This window comes from Pseudoalteromonas ostreae, assembly GCF_018069805.1.
Taxonomy (GTDB): domain Bacteria; phylum Pseudomonadota; class Gammaproteobacteria; order Enterobacterales; family Alteromonadaceae; genus Pseudoalteromonas; species Pseudoalteromonas ostreae.
This window is the reverse complement of the sequence record NZ_JAGPYN010000026.1, coordinates 12,137-30,505: the sequence shown is the minus strand read 5'-3', so window position 1 is coordinate 30,505 and position 18,369 is coordinate 12,137. Positions and strand designations below refer to the sequence as shown.

Annotated in this window: 20 protein-coding genes and 2 pseudogenes; 9 read left to right on the top strand and 13 right to left on the bottom strand. The window is 40.4% G+C overall.

What is annotated here, in order from left to right; translation table 11 throughout:
* Window positions 1–8: 8 nt before the first annotated feature.
* Entirely contained in the window at window positions 9–1,346 is a 1,338-nt protein-coding gene (locus J7338_RS17420; protein ID WP_210798215.1) for an ankyrin repeat domain-containing protein, read from the bottom strand.
* A 260-nt stretch (window positions 1,347–1,606) separates the two neighbouring features.
* A complete protein-coding gene (locus tag J7338_RS17415; RefSeq protein ID WP_210798214.1) occupies window positions 1,607–2,203 on the bottom strand; it encodes an MlaC/ttg2D family ABC transporter substrate-binding protein in 597 nt (198 codons plus the stop codon).
* A gap of 199 nt (window positions 2,204–2,402) precedes the next feature.
* Here J7338_RS17415 and J7338_RS17410 point away from each other — a divergent pair, with 199 nt between their 5' ends.
* Complete coding sequence (locus J7338_RS17410) at window positions 2,403–2,549, top strand: DUF2897 family protein (protein ID WP_210798213.1); 147 nt, start codon at window positions 2,403–2,405, stop codon at window positions 2,547–2,549.
* A gap of 40 nt (window positions 2,550–2,589) precedes the next feature.
* Here the strand turns inward: J7338_RS17410 and J7338_RS21160 are convergent.
* Window positions 2,590–2,703 (bottom strand): annotated as a pseudogene (locus J7338_RS21160) (hypothetical protein); the annotation flags it as partial.
* 9 nt (window positions 2,704–2,712) lie between these two features.
* Window positions 2,713–2,811 (bottom strand): annotated as a pseudogene (locus J7338_RS21155) (hypothetical protein); the annotation flags it as partial.
* 288 nt (window positions 2,812–3,099) lie between these two features.
* Here J7338_RS21155 and J7338_RS17400 point away from each other — a divergent pair.
* Both J7338_RS17400 and J7338_RS21150 read left to right on the top strand, forming a co-directional pair.
* Window positions 3,100–3,987 carry a LysR family transcriptional regulator gene (locus tag J7338_RS17400; protein ID WP_145241014.1) on the top strand — a complete coding sequence of 296 codons (888 nt, stop codon included), beginning with the start codon at window positions 3,100–3,102 and terminating at the stop codon, window positions 3,985–3,987.
* A 41-nt stretch (window positions 3,988–4,028) separates the two neighbouring features.
* Window positions 4,029–4,202 (top strand): hypothetical protein, encoded by a 174-nt coding sequence (locus tag J7338_RS21150; RefSeq protein WP_210798209.1) that lies wholly within the window; start codon window positions 4,029–4,031, stop codon window positions 4,200–4,202.
* Between the two features lie 117 nt (window positions 4,203–4,319).
* Here the strand turns inward: J7338_RS21150 and J7338_RS17390 are convergent, their stop codons facing one another.
* The gene (locus tag J7338_RS17390; protein ID WP_210798204.1) at window positions 4,320–5,072 is read right to left on the bottom strand and encodes a Nif3-like dinuclear metal center hexameric protein; all 753 of its coding nucleotides are present in this window, start codon (window positions 5,070–5,072) and stop codon (window positions 4,320–4,322) included.
* A 150-nt stretch (window positions 5,073–5,222) separates the two neighbouring features.
* Between J7338_RS17390 and J7338_RS17385 the strand changes: the two genes are divergently transcribed.
* The gene (locus J7338_RS17385; protein ID WP_210798203.1) at window positions 5,223–5,594 is read left to right on the top strand and encodes a hypothetical protein; all 372 of its coding nucleotides are present in this window, start codon (window positions 5,223–5,225) and stop codon (window positions 5,592–5,594) included.
* Between the two features lie 33 nt (window positions 5,595–5,627).
* Here J7338_RS17385 and J7338_RS17380 read toward each other — a convergent pair whose 3' ends face one another.
* Window positions 5,628–6,101, bottom strand: coding sequence for an HPP family protein (locus tag J7338_RS17380; protein WP_210798202.1), 474 nt, complete (start codon window positions 6,099–6,101; stop codon window positions 5,628–5,630).
* A gap of 99 nt (window positions 6,102–6,200) precedes the next feature.
* On the opposite strand from J7338_RS17380, the gene J7338_RS17375 reads away from it, so the two are divergent.
* Window positions 6,201–6,782, top strand: a complete 582-nt coding sequence (locus tag J7338_RS17375) for a TetR/AcrR family transcriptional regulator (protein ID WP_210798201.1) — start codon at window positions 6,201–6,203, stop codon at window positions 6,780–6,782.
* Window positions 6,783–6,865: 83 nt separating this feature from the next.
* On the opposite strand, the gene cysB is transcribed toward J7338_RS17375, so the two are convergent.
* Window positions 6,866–7,843, bottom strand: coding sequence for an HTH-type transcriptional regulator CysB (cysB, locus tag J7338_RS17370; RefSeq protein WP_210798200.1), 978 nt, complete (start codon window positions 7,841–7,843; stop codon window positions 6,866–6,868).
* Between the two features lie 316 nt (window positions 7,844–8,159).
* Here cysB and J7338_RS17365 point away from each other — a divergent pair, with 316 nt between their 5' ends.
* Window positions 8,160–8,918: a hypothetical protein gene (locus J7338_RS17365; RefSeq protein WP_210798199.1), complete on the top strand. Its 759-nt coding sequence runs from the start codon at window positions 8,160–8,162 to the stop codon at window positions 8,916–8,918.
* Window positions 8,919–8,951: 33 nt separating this feature from the next.
* On the opposite strand, the gene J7338_RS17360 is transcribed toward J7338_RS17365, so the two are convergent.
* A complete protein-coding gene (locus J7338_RS17360) occupies window positions 8,952–10,244 on the bottom strand; it encodes an NCS2 family permease (RefSeq protein WP_210798198.1) in 1,293 nt (430 codons plus the stop codon).
* 127 nt (window positions 10,245–10,371) lie between these two features.
* On the opposite strand from J7338_RS17360, the gene J7338_RS17355 reads away from it, so the two are divergent.
* Window positions 10,372–10,827 carry an SEL1-like repeat protein gene (locus J7338_RS17355; protein WP_210798197.1) on the top strand — a complete coding sequence of 152 codons (456 nt, stop codon included), beginning with the start codon at window positions 10,372–10,374 and terminating at the stop codon, window positions 10,825–10,827.
* A gap of 307 nt (window positions 10,828–11,134) precedes the next feature.
* Here J7338_RS17355 and J7338_RS17350 read toward each other — a convergent pair whose 3' ends face one another.
* The 4 genes from J7338_RS17350 to J7338_RS17335 all read right to left on the bottom strand — a co-directional run bounded on the left by J7338_RS17350 (window position 11,135) and on the right by J7338_RS17335 (window position 14,670).
* Window positions 11,135–12,379, bottom strand: a complete 1,245-nt coding sequence (locus J7338_RS17350; RefSeq protein WP_210798196.1) for a TRAP transporter large permease — start codon at window positions 12,377–12,379, stop codon at window positions 11,135–11,137.
* Window positions 12,380–12,402: 23 nt separating this feature from the next.
* Window positions 12,403–12,897 carry a TRAP transporter small permease gene (locus tag J7338_RS17345; protein ID WP_210798195.1) on the bottom strand — a complete coding sequence of 165 codons (495 nt, stop codon included), beginning with the start codon at window positions 12,895–12,897 and terminating at the stop codon, window positions 12,403–12,405.
* A 57-nt stretch (window positions 12,898–12,954) separates the two neighbouring features.
* The gene (locus J7338_RS17340) at window positions 12,955–13,941 is read right to left on the bottom strand and encodes a TRAP transporter substrate-binding protein (protein WP_210798194.1); all 987 of its coding nucleotides are present in this window, start codon (window positions 13,939–13,941) and stop codon (window positions 12,955–12,957) included.
* A 153-nt stretch (window positions 13,942–14,094) separates the two neighbouring features.
* A complete protein-coding gene (locus tag J7338_RS17335) occupies window positions 14,095–14,670 on the bottom strand; it encodes a TetR/AcrR family transcriptional regulator (protein WP_210798193.1) in 576 nt (191 codons plus the stop codon).
* A gap of 52 nt (window positions 14,671–14,722) precedes the next feature.
* Between J7338_RS17335 and J7338_RS17330 the strand changes: the two genes are divergently transcribed.
* Both J7338_RS17330 and J7338_RS17325 read left to right on the top strand, forming a co-directional pair.
* On the top strand, window positions 14,723–16,315 hold the full coding sequence (locus J7338_RS17330; protein WP_210798192.1) for an MFS transporter: 1,593 nt from the start codon (window positions 14,723–14,725) through the stop codon (window positions 16,313–16,315).
* A gap of 470 nt (window positions 16,316–16,785) precedes the next feature.
* A complete protein-coding gene (locus tag J7338_RS17325) occupies window positions 16,786–17,346 on the top strand; it encodes an MFS transporter (protein WP_210798191.1) in 561 nt (186 codons plus the stop codon).
* Window positions 17,347–17,584: 238 nt separating this feature from the next.
* Here the strand turns inward: J7338_RS17325 and J7338_RS17320 are convergent, their stop codons facing one another.
* Complete coding sequence (locus tag J7338_RS17320) at window positions 17,585–18,289, bottom strand: toll/interleukin-1 receptor domain-containing protein (protein WP_210798190.1); 705 nt, start codon at window positions 18,287–18,289, stop codon at window positions 17,585–17,587.
* Between the last annotated feature and the right edge of the window lie 80 nt (window positions 18,290–18,369).

Here is an 18,369-nt window from a genome sequence, read left to right as displayed (position 1 = left end):
CAAAAAGCTTAAACAACTTCACTTAACGTCGCCAATGCCACAATACTTGCTAAACCTAGCTGCCCGACTAAACTGATCAATGAGCAACAACGCAGTACAAATAACCCCCATGGGTGTTTAATATGCGGGTATAAAGCGCAGCGCTTTAAACTCATTGCAAAAAAGAAACACACTATAGCCAACATAGTAAAGCAAAGCGTCAACTCGCTTTTAATCACAAGTGTATCGTCAAAAAAGAAAAACAATTGTAGCGGCAATAACAAAGTCACTATCGCATGTAGGCCATGGACTTTTTTGATCCGCGAAAATTGTCCATCAGGCGATAATTCTTTAATACCAAAATCACGCTCTAAGCATTTTACTAACTGACTGGCTTTAACACTCACTGCTAAACGATAACAGCTTAAGCCATCACAGTTACGAACACGAAAGTCATAGCCAGACTTCAATAATAGCACCATCAAAGGTTCATTTTTTGCTAGTACCGCATAATGTAAAGCACTGTTACCAAGGGCATCACGTTGTTTTTTATCTTGTTTATCTAATAAGGTTTGTACTAAATTAACAAACCCTTTTTCAACAGCCCACATAAAGGCCGTTTTACCATTTTCATCCGCCAACGTCCCTGTTGCGCCTTGCTCTATAAAACGCATCGCCATCGTTTGTTTAGCTGTATCAAAACGCAAATGCGCCAACAGTGCTTGTTCTAATAGCACCACTGAGTCAACATCTGGTGATACTTGGGTCAATAAGGTGAAATAATCCTTACCGCCCGCAACTTTTTTCGCCGCTAATTCACTTAACGCATTAACGTCATCGATTGAGTCAGGTATAAAGGTGCTAAAACGTTCACGAAAATCAACTTCTTTCCACAGTGCCAAAGCATCTCCAGCACTCATTTTACTGCCTGCATTGAGCGCAAACTCGATGATGGTAAAATAACGTTTTGAGAATAACTGAGATAATAACGTGACGGGTGTTTGTATCGTCGTTTGTGATGCAACAGCTGCATATTTTTCGAGGCGTTGACAAAGTAATAACACCAAACTCTCTGGGCTATATTCGTTATCAAAATAGTAATCTTTAGCTGCCGAAATATACTGTTGAGCGGCTTCATCATATTCGCAAATGTGTTGGAAAAAACACTCTTCGAATGGCTCAAGGGGAGTTAACCAAGTTAAATAATAGATAGGCGGTAGTATAGTAGTACACACGCCATCGTCTTCTTCAGTCGAGCGACAAGCTGGCCATGCTTCTAAAGCGTCTAAAATAAATGCACCGTTTTGCTCAATAAGTCCTTTGACTAATAACGGGTATTCTTTAGGCCAAATAAGTACATTTTCCATTAAAAAAACACAACTCCAGTGTCTATCTTGCTCGGTACAAAGGTCAGTAAAAGAGTTTAACAACTACAAACTGACACTGCGCTTAATATAATTTTAAGTACCCCAGTAAATTAGTGATACCAGTGGGTATGTAAGCGCTTATTCTAGCATACCCAAAACCACACGCTATAGCCAAACCGTGTGATTTTAAAAGAAAATAACAAAGCACCATGCAGTTAACACTGCACGGTGCTTTAGGTTGGAGACTTACTTGGAAATGATTACTTACTGTTAAGCTCAGCTGTCACTTGGTCAAGGCCAACTTCTGAAATTCGTTGAATAACTTCTTTTTGCTTTGCACTGAGTAACGAAATACCTTCAGCGACAATATCATATACTTTCCAGCTACCATCTTTACCTTGGCGAAGCTTAAAGTGTAAGTCAATCGTTGGCGCATTATCTGCAATAATTTGCGTCTTAACCGTGGCAAACTCGCTCTCTGCAGCATCGTTACTTTCTTCGAATTTTATTTCTTGCCCAGTATATTTCATTAATGCAGCAGCGTAGGTAGTGGTCAAGTAATGCTCCACTGCACTTATAAATGCAGTCGCTTGTTGGCGATCGATACCTTTAATGTGCTTACCTAATAATTTATAGGAAACAAATTTAACATCTATATTAGGCATTAAATACTGATCAACAATGTGTGCCATGTCACTTTTGCTCGCTGTGCCTTGGCTGTTTATTTTGCCAATTTCACTAAACAGCTGATCGCCTACCTGAGTTAATAACTGATTAGGTGACTGTTGTGTTTGCGCAAACAAGGAAGCACTAAAAACTAGCGCGATTAATAATAAATAACGACCAAGTGAAATCATTGTTGATAAGTCCTAAGTAAATCTTGTAGCGTAATTTACGCTGTTCATAAGAGATTAAAAAGCCCCTAACCAGCACCTTATTAGTGCCTATTTAGCACCAAAAAATTTAATCATTCTATTTCATATTGCTACGGTACGTTTTTAACCTTGTTAATCTTTGCTACACTAAATACTTATAAATGGCTCATTAGAGATCACCATGCAAATTTGGCATATACTCATTATCATCTTAGTGTTAGCAATCATTATCGGTAATATTTTGCTGATCAAACACTCAGCAAAAATGGATTTTAAAAAACCAACCACTGAAGATGAACCCAAATCAGATCAACAAAAAAAGCCCTAACTAAGTTTGGTTAGGGCTTTACATCGTAGGGGGATGTTCTTTATTGCAGCTCCTCACGCAACTCTTTGGTTGCTTTAACCATATTATCAAGTGTTTGTCGCGTTTCTTCCCAACCACGGGTTTTCAAACCATAGTCTGGGTTTACCCATTCCCCCCCTTGCTGCGCTTGGTTAATTTTACCAGCCCAGTACGATTCTACTGCAAATTTAAGTTCACGCTTTTTACCTACACGAGGAAAGCCTAAGTTATGTAATTGTGCCATTTTTAAATTCACTTCTAGCTATTTAGATGGCTAAAATCACAAACCTATCCCCTATATCAAATAACTGATGCTTTCTCAGTTCAAACTTGAGGTAAATTCATGGTAATAATTTATAAAAAATAAAAAAACACAATGACAGCGCTGCCAGATAAAGACATATCGTCAACTTGTAAATTTCCCGTAAAAAAATAGACGCCATAGCCATCTAGACGTTGATGATGCTTAAATAAAAGCGTAGTATGGCCGTAATCTGAGTTAAGCTCACCTTTCCCATGAGAATTATTAAAGATGATTGATGTAAAACACTTAAAAACCATAGCAACCTTGAAAGAAACCGGTTCTTTGGTAAATACTGCGCGCGAATTATTTTTGACTCAATCCGCTTTATCACATCAAATCAAAGACTTAGAAAACAAGCTTGATTGCCAACTATTTGAACGTAAAACTCAACCGGTGCGCTTTACTCCTCAAGGTATGCTATTACTTGAACTTGCCAGTGAAGTACTCCCGCGTGTTGAAGCAACCAAATGCCGTTTAAAAGAAAGTCTTAATCAACCAATTTCACAATTACGACTTAGTGTTGAATGCCATGCTTGTTTTCATTGGTTATTACCAACAATTAAAGAATTCAATAACTTTTGGCCTGATATCAAAGTTGATTATGAGCGCGGCTTTAGTTATGACGCTATTCCTGATCTGCTCAGTGATGAATTAGATTTAGTACTCACTTCAGACATTCGTGAACCAGATAAACTTGAATACGCACATTTATTTGATTTTAAACTTAAATTAATTGTTGCCCCAGATCATGAACTAGCGAAAAAAGCCTATGTAACGGCGCTTGATTTGAAAAACGAGACGATTATTTCGTACCCTATTCCACGAGAGCGTCAGGATATCTTCAAACATTTTATTCAAAATGCACGTTTTGATGGCACCTTGAAAACCGTAGATCAAGGCCTGCTCATTTTTCAGCTTGTCAGTGCCGGAATGGGGGTTGCAGCATTACCGGATTGGTTAGTAACACCATATGAAAGCCAAGGGCTCATTAAGTCGATTCCATTAGGCGCGCTGGGATTAACCCGTCCAATGTATTTAGCCATGAAAAAGAATATGAAAGATAACCCAGTGTATCGCCACTTTTTAAATACCTGTAAGTTAAATAACGGTCGATAAAATAGGTTTAACCGCAGCGTATTAAACAAAATCCTGCGGCTATGAATACCGCCGATAAAGCACAGCTTTTAGCACCTACTCTAGTTGATTTTAAAGTTGCACTGGCAGGTCACATGGCATGTGCAAAAGATTTATTTAATAGCCAAGGCGTTGATGTTATTCCAGCCGCCACTGACTTTTACGATTTCTCAGCGTGGCCTCATCTAAAGTATTAAAGGCAGTCACAAGTTACTGGCATGAAGTAATCGGTAGTGCGTGGATAAGTGGGCGCCGCTGGATTGCTCCAGAAGCGCTTTAACATCTCACTCACTTAAAGTGAATTAGCTGGCAACTCAAACTGGGTTGTCTATATCAATAAAGGTTACATCAAAGCCATGTTGCTCAGCCAATAACTCACCGAGCGCTTTGATGCCATAGCGTTCGGTGGCGTGATGGCCTGCGGCAAAAAAGTCGATCTTTTGCTCACGCGAACTGTGAATGGTCTGCTCTGAAGCCTCGCCGGTTAAATAGGCATCAATCCCTTGGCTGGCAGCCAAATCAATATAACCTTGGCCACCTCCAGTACACCAAGCGATGGTCTCAATTAGCTCATCACGTACTAGACTCACTAAAGGTTCACGAGCGAGCACTGTTGATATTTTTTGTGCAAATTGCTCACCACTCATTGGGGTTTTTAAACGCCCTTTGACTGCGACACTATTTGCAACAGGCTCCAAACCATCGAGTATTTCTAAATCAAGCAATTGTGCCAGTTGCGCGTTATTACCGATTGCTGGATGCACATCAAGAGGTAAATGATAAGCAAATAAATTGATATCATGATTAAGTAACGCAGCTATGCGACGCTTTTTCATACCGGTAATAGGTTGCGCTTCACCTTTCCAGAAATAACCATGATGAACTAATATTGTATCTGCGCCATGCGCAATTGCAGCATCGATTAATGCTTGACAGGCAGTGACACCTGTCACAATTTTTTTAATCTGTTCACATCCTTCGACTTGTATCCCATTTGGGCAAAAGTCTTGAATAGAATCAGGTCTTAAAATGGTGTTTAGTAATTGGTTAAATTCTCTGCGCTGCATTTTTTTATTCCAGATTAGCGTTAAATTTTGTGCAAATTTTGGCGTTTATAGGGCTAAAATGGAAGGAAAATCGCAAAAAATTGAAAAGTAAGTCAAAAATAGGTATAAATAAATATTCTCAATCTGTGTTTACAACGTATAGGGTCTCTGATGAGCAAACTAGACAAAACAGAAGTATTAAATGCCTTTGAAGCAGCATACCAAGCAGCCAATGGTAAGAAACCTGAAATCACCACCAAACCTGGTTGGTACAGCATCGACGGCGGCAAAAACTTGCGCCTAGCAGAAGTTGCTGAATTAACAGAGCAGCTAACTTCAGGCGATTCGTCTGCACAACCTGCAGCAACAGCACCGGCTAAGAAAACTAAAACTAAATCAGCAGTGCCAGCTAAAGCAGCTGTTAAAAAAGCACCATTTACTATAACAACAGCTAATGAAAAAGGTTACACTGCCGAAGAGTTTTGGATTGTGTACCTAGCTAAAAAAGATCACGATTGCCGCTTACCTCGCGGTGTTGTGTAATAACTTTAGACTCGTAGCATAAAAAAACCGCTTTTAAGCGGTTTTTTTATGGCCAACAACATTGAGTTTTGTATTCAACCACCCTGAAAGATACCCACAGATAACAATAAACACAGTACCAACAAGAACTGGCATTATCAAAAAGTCCCAACTTTGACCACTGACCATAATTAAAATAGGGTTGGCCCCTGCTGCAGGGTGTATTGTGTTAGTCAACATCATTGCGGTCACCGCTAATCCAGTCGCAATTGCAATGCTAAGCGGATCTACGCCTATAAAACTAATAAAAGCCAAACCTATCACGGCGGTGATGAAATGCCCTACTATAACATTTTTTGCTTTTGCTAAAGGACTGTTTGGCACACCAAACACCAATACCGCAGTTGCGCCAAATGGAGCCATAAGCCATACACCATAATTCCCTAAGCTTTCTAAATACGCTAACACTGAAAGTGTCAGAGCTGAAAAAAGACCCGCGATAACGGCTTTGTAAAATATATCATTCATTACTATTACTACCTCCTGAAGTAGACCGACCTGTCTACCTCTAGATAATAGACAAATCGGTCTACTTATGTCAAGCTTACTTTTTAACAAGGAGCAACCATGGATAAACGTACCCAGATAATTAATACCGCACTCAGTGCGTTCTATCAAAAAGGGGTCCATGCGGTAGGTATTAATGAAATACTTAAAGGATCAGGTGTTGCAAAGAAAACGCTTTATAATCATTTCGTCAGTAAAGATGAGTTGATCTGTGCGTGTTTAGAGCTCAGAGATCAGCGTTTTAATCAGTGGTTGTATGAACAGTTAGAAAACTGCAATACCCCCTTCGAAGTCGCTAATGCACTTTTTGGCGCGCTCTCAGCTTGGATAGACAATGAAGTATCAGAGCTTGGACCTTTTAATGGCTGTTTTTTTATTAATGCCGCAGCGGAGTTTCCACAAAGCGATCACCCTATTGCTTTGCTTTGCAAAGCACACAAAGAATCGGTTTTACAGTTATTGTTCGATAAACTCTCGCACACAGAGCAACTTAAAGGCCAGTTAGAAAAAAGCAAACAGTTAGCACAATTATTAATGACTTTACAAGAAGGTATGATCTGTCAGGCTAGAGTGACACACTCCAGTAATACACTTTTGCAAGACCCAATGTTATTACACCAACTGATAGCAAGTAGCATATAAAAACGGTTCTGTAAGCACGATGATTTCTTAATGCATTTGTGCAAGCAATTAAGCGGCTTTTTTATTTTCTGCGCATTAGGTCATCACTTAACTGGTAACTCTATATCTTCAAACAATCTATCTACGTCATCTTGATTTCGCAGTAAACTCGCTTTTTCAACTCGTTCCTTGGTCAAGTGTGGTGCAAAACGCTCTATAAAGTCATACATATAAGTGCGTAAAAAGCTGCCTTTTCTAAAACCAATTTTAGTGGTGCTGGCTTCGAACAAATGGCTGGCATCAATGCACACTAAATCTGTATCTGTAATTTGATCAATCGCCATTGATGCAACAACACCCACTCCTAAACCTAAACGTACATAAGTTTTAATAACATCGGCGTCAGTTGCTGTAAATACAATATGTGGTTCAAGTCCTTGCGCATTAAATGCTTTATCAAGTTCTGAACGGCCAGTAAAACCAAATACATAAGTAATAAGTGGATACTGAGCAATATCGGCAACGGTCAGCGACTCTGCTTTTTTAGCTAGAGGATGATCTTTTGCCACTACAATACTGCGATTCCAGTGATAGCAAGGTAACATCACCAAATCTGAGTATAAATGCAATGCTTCGGTGGCAATTGCAAAGTCAGCATCGCCACGGGCGGCGGCATCAGAAATTTGCTGCGGCGTACCTTGGTGCATATGCAATGACACCGCTGGGTACTTTTTCATAAACCCTTGGATCACACTTGGCAGTGCATAACGCGCTTGGGTATGTGTAGTAGCAATATTCAGCTTACCTTGATCAGGTAAAGTATGCTCATTTGCAACCGCTTTAATCCCCTCTACTTTAGAAAGGATCTCACGGGAAATATTAATTATTTCAGTGCCCGCGCTGGTAACGTGGGTTAAGTGTTTTCCACTTCGTCCAAAAATCTGCACGCCCAACTCATCTTCCAACATACGCACTTGTTTAGAAATACCTGGTTGTGAGGTAAATAAACTTTCAGCCGTTGCTGAAACATTAAGTTTATGATTTTGGACTTCGACGATGTATCTGAGTTGTTGTAATTTCATGGCTGCATTTTTAGTGTTGTTATACTGCTTATTTATAAATGCTACATCGCGTCAAGCCAAGTTTTTTCTGGTTAACAATAGAAAATGGCTGTCAGGATCGTATTTATAAGGACATTTGCCTAGGCTAGCATAATCCCTCGTTTTGAGGTAGCCATCTTTTGAGCTGAGGCTCAAAATGAAAAAATATCATAACGCAGATAGTAATAAATCATGAGAAAGTGAATTCTTTTTTACATAAACTGCGCAAAACTATCCTGTTAGCATATATTTAAGGTAAGATTAAAATTATTAGCTTGTGAAATTTGAGAACTAAACCATGATCGTTTCTATTATTATTATGTTGATTGTTGCACTGATTGTCATTGCCCTTTGGGTCAGTGCGGTACAACAGCATAAAGAGAAACAAGAAACAGAACGACGCAAAGACCTCACCAAACAAAAAAAAATCATTGAAGAATCAGAAGACGTTCTAGTAAATAACGCCAACATCCCTATGTCAGAACATATTGTGCGTATTCTGCAACGGCGTATTTATGATGCGTTAGCGGCAATGGTGCAGCTATCACCCAATTCAAAAGAGTTAAAGAATCGCTTAAAAGAAGCGAAAGATCGTTTAGGGGATTCAATTAACACCGCGAATTTAGAGAATTTAGTATTACCCGATAACGACAAGCAATTAATAGCACTTATCCAAGGTATTAAGAAAGTGCGTGCCGTACTTCGTTCAGAGCATAGTAAAGGAAAAGTTGACAGCCAAATTTTTACAGCTGAAGACAAACGTTTAGAGAAACTTCAATTACGAATTAATATTGAAAGCCAGATTAAACGAGGTTTATCCGCACGCTCTGCGAACATGGTCGGTTCTGCGCGTCAATACTTTGAAAAAGCGTACGCAACGGTATCTGCCGTCGCTTATAGCGATGACTATATCACGACTAAACGCCAAGAGCTCGAAGGTTATTTAGAAACAATAAGTACTGAGCTTAAAGCATCTAATGCAACAGCACTTAAGAAAAAAGTAGAACAAGAACAAGATGATTTAGACGTACTTTTTGCACCAAAGAAAAAGTGGTAAACCACTTTTCCTTTGGATTAACTTAATAACTCGCTAAGATAAAAACACAAATTTTATCACAAACATCACTGTCAATATCCAGACGCTGATACTTACTTGTTCACGTTTACCACATAACACTTTAACGGCTGTATAAGAAATAAAGCCCAGTGCAATACCATGTGCAATAGAAAATGTTAGCGGCGTCATCAGTAATACTACACTCACTGGTATGGCATCTGTCATATCATCCCAATTTACAAACTTGAGATTTTGCAGCATTAGCACCGCCACATATAAAATAGCACCCGCAGTTGCATAAGCTGGTACCATTTTCGCCAAAGGTGCAAAAAACATCATCAATAAAAAGCACAAACCTACAACCACTGCTGTAAGCCCTGTTCTACCTCCTACAGATACCCCTGCAACTGACTCTATGTATGAGGTTGTAGTTGACGTACCCAGTACTGAACCAGCAATAGTTGCGGTGCTGTCAGCACTTAATGCTCGTCCTAAACGTGGCATATTGCCCTTTTCATCTGCCAAGCCCGCTTTTTGTGTTACCGCAACTAAGGTGCCTGAAGTATCAAACAAATCAACAAACAAAAAAGCAAAAATAACACTCAACATCGAAAGTTCAAACGCTGCAGCAAAATCAAGCTGCATAAAGGTAGGCGCAATTGAAGGAGGCATAGATACCACACCTTGATATTCTACCAATCCTAAACTTAGCGCGATCACTGTGACTGATAAAATACTGATCAAAACACCGCTTTTAAAATCACGATAAAGTAGTGCTGCAATAACAAAAAAGCTAAAAATAGCCAACAATGGACCGGCAGCCGTAATATCACCTAGCTGAACTAATGTTGCAGGACTGGCCACAATAATGCCGGCATTTTTAAGCGCGATTAACGCTAAGAACGCCCCAATCCCTGTTGCAATGGCTTGCTTTAACACCAATGGAATAGCATTAATGATCCACTCCCTTACTTTAAACAAACTTAAGAACAAGAAGATACAGCCCGACATAAACACAGCCCCCAATGCTGCTTGCCAAGTGTATCCCATCCCTAACACTACACCATAAGTAAAAAAGGCATTTAGCCCCATACCAGGTGCTAAAGCTAACGGGTAATTTGCCCAAAAACCCATTATAAAACAGCCAATGGCCGCAGCTATACAAGTTGCTACAAACGCAGCCCCTTGATCCATACCAGCTTCAGCCAACATAGCAGGGTTGACAAACACAATATACACCATAGTAATAAAGGTAGTGAGGCCAGCAATACATTCGCGACGCACAGTCGAGTTGTGGTCGCTAATTTTAAATAACGCGTCGAGCATAAGTAAGTTTCATTTTAGATGACAATAATTGAGTGATTTTATCATATATTTCAAGAATAACAGGACAATTAACCTGATATTAGACTAAACTGAGCAGGTAAATGACAACAATAATATGTGTGGCACTATGACAGATACATCGCCAATTGGCTTAGATTTAGAACAACAGCTAGAAAACGTTTTATCGTTTATCACCCAACCAAGCAGTGCTACTCACAGTGCGGTTAAAGCAGATACTCCTGATAACACCGTTCATAAAGCCCTGTATTATTTAAAAAATGATCAACCTCCTCTAGCAGCTAAATGGATGCGCTTAGCTGCAATGTCTGGTGATCAGCGAGCCCAATTTTATCTGGGATTATTTTTTATCAAAGGCCAAGGTGTACCCGCAAGTGTTTTTCATGGCGCGGTATGGCTAAGTCTAGCCAGTAGCCAAGGCTACGAACCTGCAACAACCGCCTTAACTGATTTACGTAAACATCTCACTACCCGCCGTTTTAAAGATGCTCAATGTTATGCTGCAACACTGTATGAACAAATACATCAACAGCAGTTTGCTCACCTGATCCCCAACTCACCTTGAGAAAGGTAACTAATTTACCTAAGGGATACCAAAAATAATTATTAAATTTCAATTACACCGCTCACATTCATATTTTTCCAATTGAGTTTCACTACCACCTGTACGGAGTAGGCGAATCCTTCTAAATAATCTCGTCGCCGCAGTTTAAAGGACTGTTTTTTGAAGTATCTCAGCCCAACAAATGCCCATGATATGTGTAGGCATAAACCACAGACTTGTTATAGCGCAGTGCGTATGCGCTGCCAAAAACTGGACAGACATTGGCACTAAACGATGATTGAGGCAATCGCTTTACTCAACAATATATTCAGAGTGCATAGGGAAGATAAGTGGTGATGCTAGGTATAAAGTAAATCGCGATCACCGCCGCTAACATTAAGAAGATAAATGGGTAAACTCCCGTTATGACCTCGGTAATATCTGCTTTACCTACAGCCTGAATGACAAATAAGTTTAATCCTACCGGCGGAGTGATGAGTGCACATTCAATCATAATCACAAAGATAATGCCGAACCAAATGGGATCAATCCCTAATGCACCAAGTGATGGCAATAACACGGGAACCATGATGAGTAACATAGAGATAGACTCTAAAAAGAAACCCAGTAATAGTAACACGGAGCAGACGAGTAAAATAAACAAACCTACTTGATCAATATTGGTCGTGATCAGTGTGGTTATATCCTGTGGAATGCGATATAAGGTTATCGCTTTGGAAAATATTTTAGCCCCGGCGATAATCATAAAAATGGCAACTGTGGTCTGAAGTGACTCTATAATGGCCTTATGTAATTCTCCTATGCTGAGCGATTGACGTAAAAAAACAATAATTAAGGCGCAGATTAAACCAATCGCGGCACTTTCAGTTGGCGTAAACACGCCACCATAAATTCCACCGAGGATCACAGCGGCTAACATAAATATTGGACTTGCTTTTATGCTGGCTGCCAATCTTACTTGCATGCTCGCCTTAGCTGGGCGCTGTTGCTTTTTGTGCCTAATGGAGAAAAAAATGCAATAGCAAGTAAATAGCAAGACTAGGAAAATACCAGGGCCAATACCTGCCATAAATAAATCTACGATCGATTCTTCAGTAATAACGCCATAAATAATCATGGGGATCGAGGGGGGGATGAGTATTCCCAAGGTGCCCCCTGCGGCTAATAAACCAAAAACAAAATGACGGGGATAACCCCGTTTGATCATCTCCGGAATTGCCACGGTGCCGATAGTGGCAGCGGTAGCAATAGAAGAGCCAGATATGGCGGCGAAAAACCCACAAGAGAGTATAGTTGCAATGCCTAAGCCGCCGGGTAAATGCCCTACCCAGGTTTGTACAGCATTAAACAAATCGGTACCGACTCCCCCCTTAAGCAGCACATTAGACATTAATAGAAACAAGGGGACGGATAATAAAATAAAGCTATCGATACTACTTACTAAGGCTTGTGAGCCAATAAGGGGTGAAAAATCAGCTAGAATAAGCATGGATAATCCCATTCCACCTAACGTAAAAGCAATGGGAACACCGATTAACATTAATGCTAACATTATCAAAAGGACGCTTAGCATAATCATATGTCGTGATCCATTTCAAAGTCGATTTTCTTTTGTTGGCACACACAGGCAAATTCAACCAAGCACTGCATAAACAAGAGTATGAAGCCGAATACGATAGAGGATTCAAATAACCAAGCAGGAAGCCCTAGCATACTGGGGGTATGTCGATCTAATGCTAGGGAGTCTAATGTAATTAAACTGGCATAGTAGATTGTGATTAAACTAAATAATGCCATAATAGTGATCGAGGTCAGTTCGGCTAATTTGGCATAGTTTCCAGATAGTAGCTTTAATAAAAGGGTTATGCGGATCATTTTACGATTTTTTAGCATGAATCCCATTGAAAGGTAGCACCCCCATAACTGCATAAGTCGTGAGACTTCTTCGACCCATATTGTTGGCGTATTGAAAACATATCTCGCTATGACCTCATAGGCAATAATGATGCCTATAGCAAAAAATAAATAGGCGGCAATAAGTGCACTTAATCGACTAATCCAACTTATCATTTTTTATCCATAGTTCATTTTTTATCCACAGTTAATGAACGCATTACATTTTAGTTATTACAATGACTTAACCGCATCAACAAGCTGTCTCCCAAGCTCGCCTGAGTTTTGAATATACGTGTCAACAACTGAACTCGTTGCAACTTTCCACGCCGCGATTTGTTCTTGACTTAATTCAAATACTTGCATTTTTTTCTTCGAATCAGCGATAGCATCTGCTTCTATTTTGACTATGCTTTTACGCAGTTCCGCTTCAACATTGCGACTTGCATTGGTAATAATGACACGTTGATTTTCACTTAACTTATGCCACACTTTATCGTTAATAAGTACTAGAAACTCAATGTCGGCATGCTTAGTGATAGTGAGATTATCCATCACTTGATAGAGTTTTCGGGGCATGACGGTAGATATTCCTGTCATACCGGCATCTACCGTACCGCGTTGATAGGCTAAGAATTGCTCAGAACCTGACATGACGACGGGAGAAGCCCCGACGGATTTAGCAAACTGACCTACTGTTTTGCCAAATACGCGTATCTTTTTACCTTTCATGTCTTCTGGATTGACGATAGCATCTCCTTTTGAAAGTAATGCAACTCCCCCATATGCTTGCCACCAAAGTACTCGAGCACCTGTTTTAAGGATCGCATCATCAAGCGGTTGGCGTACAGTGCTGCCCGGTGCTGTTGCTTTTCGTACTAAGTCTGCAGATGGCAACATGAACGGGACGTAAAACAAATCAACAGCGGGTACTGTACCTGCAAATATAGCCAGGGACGTAACCCCCATTTCTATCGCGCCTGATGCAACGGCACTAGGCACTTCCTTATCTTTGTATAATTGCGCAGAAGGGTAAATTTCAATTTTTAAATCTCCGTGACTGGCTGTTTCAACTTGCTGTTTAAATTGTAATAAGTTTTGTCCTAAATGATGTTTAAGGGGTAACTGTAAAGAGATCCGTAACCTTGTTTCTGCTAATGCGGGCAGAGATATGATTGTCACTAGGAGAGCGATTGCTAACCCTGTTTTTAATGTCTTCATTGAAGCGCCTCGTTATTTTTTATTCTAAATAAGTGTTAATCAACCTGAATCTCGTTTAATAAATTGAACTAAATGCCTGTTCCGAGATCCGAACTTTCAACCAAAAACGCTTAAGCAGATCTGAGGTTAATCACTTTAATTTAATTTAATACTTTATACATCTTCAGCTTGCCATGCCCTAAAAAAACTATGTTTAATCAGTTTATTCGGTACTTGCCCATATTCGGTGAGCATATCTTGGTAAAAAACGGCGCCCGCACATTGGTCGAGTAAAGTACTTGCTAGCCATTTACTTGGTAATCTGGGATTGAGCAGTTGGTTCGCTTGGGCACGTTGAATGCCGAGTTCTATGGTCAATAGAACCTGTTCATAGCCTTCCTCCATGGAGCCATTTTGCGTTATATCAACACCTGGCCCATTGATTAATAAAGGAAAATTACGAACTAACCTTATTGTATTGTCGACTAAATGCTCAGCAAGCTCTGGGATTTTACAATGTACAAAATTACCTTCTTGGAGTTGCAATACCGCATGTTTAAAGGTATAGGCATAGACGCTAGCGATAAAGGTTTCTCTATTATTAAAATGCCGATATAGGGTTGTTCTACCAACATTAATGGCTTTCCTGAGATCTTCTAAAGCACCATTAGGGTGTTGCGCGAGCCAATGCATAGACGATTGTAAAATATAATCCCGCTTGCGTTGCGCATCTGCTCTTGGTGATTTCATTTTTGATATTCCCATAATGATTAGACTCATTTTATCATTAATAAGTACATTATTGTACTTATTTAAACTTGACGCTACAATATGGAACAGTGATGACCCACTTTATAGTGTTAGGAATATGATGGTGATAAACAAAGTTAGAGAGTTAGGTAAGTGGAGTGCGCTAGGTATAATTAGTCTTGCGACCCTATTACTTGGTATAGACGTAACAGTGCTAGCGCTTGCATTACCTTCACTGAGTTTAGAATTGTCTTTGTCGGCGATAGAGCAGCTGTGGGTAAGTGACAGTTATTCATTGGCTATGGCAGGCTTGATGATCCCAATGGCTGTGGTGGCAGATAGGTATGGTGCTAAAAAAACATTAATTGTCGGTGTGGTTGGATTTGGTATTTCATCGGCTCTAGGTGCATTAGCGACAACAGGAATACAACTTATTTTCGCTCGCATATTAATGGGAATGTTTGCTGCTATGTTCACACCTGCCTCACTGTCCATGATCCATCAATTGTTTAATGATAAACGGACGTTAGGCATGGCTATTGCCTTGTGGAGTATGTCAGCGGCAATAGGCTCAGCAATCGGGCCAATCATAGGCGGAGGGGTGATTGAACTATTTGGTTGGCAAACCATATTTTTGATCAATCTGCTATTAGTACCAATGTATGTGATACTTTCACCTCTGTTGCCTTCAAGCAAAGGATGTATCAGTACAAGTATTGATGGACAGAGTGTCGGGCTTATTTTCTTCGGACTAGTATTAACCTTGTTAGGATTCAAACAACTTATTCTGTCTGACCATTTTCTGCTATCCCTTATTTGTCTAAGTTTAGGTTTGGCATGTATCACCAACTTCTATCGTCGACAGTCTTGGCTGACTAAACCCATGTTGGATTTGTCCATATTCTCTTGGCAACAAAGAGGTCCATTACTGCTAGCGCATAGCATGGCGTTATTCGCGTTAACGGGATCGCTGTTCTTTTTATCACTTTATTTTCAATGGGTCATTGGATTGAAGCCATTTTACGCTGGTCTATGTGAATTGCCCTTGGTTGTTGGATACATGCTTTGTTCTGGAGGATTAAATTTGATCCGTAAACGGTTTGAAGCTGAAAAAGTCGTGCTTGGCGGATTGTTAGTGGCAGCATGTGGATTATTGATCGTGGCGATGGCTGTGAGGGGTGAACATCTTATTTTTATGATGTGCGGCACTTTTTTTGCTGGTATAGGAATGGCTGCAACCTATGCGACCTCTACAGAACTTTTACTTTCCAGCGCCCCAGAGAATAAGGCGGCATCAGTAGCTGGTGTCAGTGAAACGACCGGAACCATAGGAGAAACATTAGGGATTGCAGTACTAGGAACAATGATGTTGTTTATGTATCGTGCATCGATACCGCCACTGGAAGTATTGCCGTTAGGCGCTCAATTGAGCTTGTCAGAGTCTGCTGGAGCTGCATTTAAGGCAGCGTTAAATTGGCCGCAATGGTCTGAGCTTATTTTATCCACCGCAAAGGAAGGAATGATAACAGGTATGTTAGTGACCACGAGTGTGGCTGCTGTTTTGCTTGTCATATGTGCATCTTTAATATTTATGGAGTTTCAAAAAAGAAGATTAACGCTCTTGAGTGGTTGTCGAAATGAATGAACAAAAATATATGTCGTATTGAAAGTAGAAAAAGGGGTCAGATCACTTGCTTCATAATACTTTGTCATGATTGTTCAGGTATTAAAGTCGAAAAAGGGGTCAGTTCACTTGCTTCATAATACTTTGTCATGATTGTTCAGGTATTGGCATAGGTCAGAGAAAAAGGGGTCAGATCACTTGCTTCATAATACTTTGTCATGATTGTTCAGGTATTGGCATATGAGTAGTGTTGTGAAGCAACGAACCTGACCCCTTTATTCTTCCTTTATTCTTCTTATGAGTAGTGTTGTGAAGCAACGAACCTGACCCCTTTATTCTTCCTTTATTCTTCTTATGAGTAGTGTTGTGAAGCAACGAACCTGACCCCTTTATTCTTCTTTGGCATATGAGTAGTGTTGTGAAGCAACGAACCTGACCCCTTTATTCTTTGACCCCTTTATTCTTCCATGCTTTGTTCTGGAGGATTAAATTTGATCCGTAAACGGTTTGAAGCTGAAAAAGTCGTGCTTGGCGGATTGTTAGTGGCAGCATGTGGATTATTGATCGTGGCGATGGCTGTGAGGGGTGAACATCTTATTTTTATGATGTGCGGCACTTTTTTTGCTGGTATAGGAATGGCTGCAACCTATGCGACCTCTACAGAACTTTTACTTTCCAGCGCCCCAGAGAATAAGGCGGCATCAGTAGCTGGTGTCAGTGAAACGACCGGAACCATAGGAGAAACATTAGGGATTGCAGTACTAGGAACAATGATGTTGTTTATGTATCGTGCATCAATACCGCCACTGGAAGTATTGCCGTTAGACGCTCAATTGAGCTTGTCAGAGTCTGCTGGAGCTGCATTTAAGGCAGCGTTAAATTGGCCGCAATGGTCTGAGCTTATTTTATCCACCGCAAAGGAAGGAATGATAACAGGTATGTTAGTGACCACGAGTGTGGCTGCTGTTTTGCTTGTCATATGTGCATCTTTAATATTTATGGAGTTTCAAAAAAGAAGATTAACGCTCTTGAGTGGTTGTCGAAATGAATGAACAAAAATATATGTCGTATTGAAAGTAGAAAAAGGGGTCAGATCACTTGCTTCATAATACTTTGTCATGATTGTTCAGGTATTAAAGTCGAAAAAGGGGTCAGTTCACTTGCTTCATAATACTTTGTCATGATTGTTCAGGTATTGGCATATGAGTAGTGTTGTGAAGCAACGAACCTGACCCCTTTATTCTTGACCCCTTTATTCTTCTTGATTTATTAGAACTTATGGGCACAGAACTAGATCTCCACTAGCTCGGCTATTTTTTCTGCTACAACTGTCATTGAATCCTCTGAAGTATCCAAACCAGTTCTGGAGGCAAGCATAGGACTGACATTTCGAAGAGCTTCATATGTTGTGTTATGTACTATAGGGATAAGTTGGTTACCTGCTAATAGAGTAGAAAGTTCTTTGTCTGCCACACTTTCTTGGGGCAAACGTTCCAACATTGCTGGGGTAACCAATACAAGTCCAATTCTGGAATTAGCTAACCCCTTGTCAATAGCTCGCATCATCGGCACCCCAAGCCCAAGGTCGTTTTCGCTGAACCAAACTTTGACACCAGCAGCTACAAGTAAATCATGCAGTTCTTTAGCTGCTTCTTTGCGATCGCCCCAAGCATGACATAGAAATACATCACGAAGATCAGGCTGCTGTGCTGCTCTCGCCTCAACCGTTTCTCGAATTGGTTCAAGTGACTGAATTTGAGAAAGTGTATACGATACAAGCGAGCCAGATTTAGACCAGCGCGGCTTCGCGCTACGGCTTGATCCTCCGGCGATACTCCGACTACCGCCACTGCTACTCGACGGGGAGTAAGATGGGGTTGAGTATGAGCTATAACCACCACCTCCATATCGACCGTAGCGCCCACCACATGCGGGGCAATTTTCTGCTGCCGCAGCCGAACGATGCCCTCTTGATGGTGCAGTACATCTCGCCATGTTTCCTTACCTCGCAATTTATTTGAGTAGTTCTAACGCTTATTGAGCACCGTTTTGGTGGTTTATAAACGACCAAAACG